Here is a 1090-nt window from a genome sequence, read left to right as displayed (position 1 = left end):
GCTCTTCCTGCACTACAACAACTTTGTGTTGACCCAGCTCTAGCTAAGACTCTTGTTGCTGGTCAAACTCACACATTTGAATTCGCTAACTCAGTAACTCCAGAAATTACAGCAACTGTTAAAGAAGTAACTGAAACAGTTAAATCTGGTGACCTACACCGTTTCTTCGGCGGCGATAAGAGCGCTGGTGTATTCATGAACGGTTTCTTCCCAGTAATGATGTTCGGCCTACCAGGTGCAGCACTTGCTATGTACCTAGCGGCTCCTGTTGAGAAACGTAGCCAAGTTGGTGGTGCATTGTTCTCTGTTGCATTCTGTTCATTCCTAACTGGTAGCACAGAGCCTCTAGAGTTTATGTTCGTATTCCTAGCTCCTGCTCTATACGCGATTCACGCAGTGTTCACTGGTCTATCGCTAGTTGTTGCTAACATGCTTGGTACGCTACACGGCTTCACATTCTCTGCTGGTCTAATTGACTACTTGTTGAACTACGGTCTAGCAACTAAACCTCTACTACTAGGTGCAGTTGGTCTTGGCTTCGGTGCTCTTTACTTCTTCACATTCAGCTTCGCAATCCGCGCGTTTAACCTAAAATCGCCACGCCGTGAAGATGATGATAGCCAAGCAGCAGCACCAGCAGGTGAAGCAAAAAGTGGTGACCTAGCTCGTCAATACCTAAAAGCGCTAGGTGGTCATGACAACCTAACTTCAATTGACGCATGTATCACTCGTCTACGTCTAACTCTGAAAGATCGTTCAGTAGCTGATGAAGAAGTGTTGAAGAAACTAGGTGCGAAAGGTGTTGTTAAACTAGGTGAAAACAACCTTCAAGTTATCCTTGGTCCTCTAGCAGAAATCGTTGCTGGCGAAATGAAAGCAATCGGCGCAAACGAAGACCTATCGAATGTAAAACTACCATAATTACATCGAACTAATATTTGATTAGAGACCTCCTTCGGGAGGTCTTTTTTTGTTTTAGTGCTTTGAATCTGCTGTGCATTCACGCGAACTCGATAAATATTGCCGTTTTAGCGCGAGTTCTTGTTGTCTAATGGCTTAGAATTGTGGATCATTAGAAACAATGCACTCT

At 44.2% G+C, this 1090-nt stretch carries 1 protein-coding gene; it reads left to right on the top strand.

What is annotated here, in order from left to right; translation table 11 throughout:
- On the top strand, positions 1-921 hold a 921-nt coding region (locus tag R7E00_RS24845; protein ID WP_318124885.1), incomplete at its 5' end, for a glucose PTS transporter subunit EIIB.
- Positions 922-1090: the final 169 nt, after the last annotated feature.

It is taken from the genome of Vibrio sp. Vb1755 (assembly GCF_033338635.1).
Lineage (GTDB): Bacteria > Pseudomonadota > Gammaproteobacteria > Enterobacterales > Vibrionaceae > Vibrio > Vibrio alginolyticus.
Note: the sequence above shows the minus strand (reverse complement) of the source record. Positions and strands in the feature narration are given on the sequence as shown.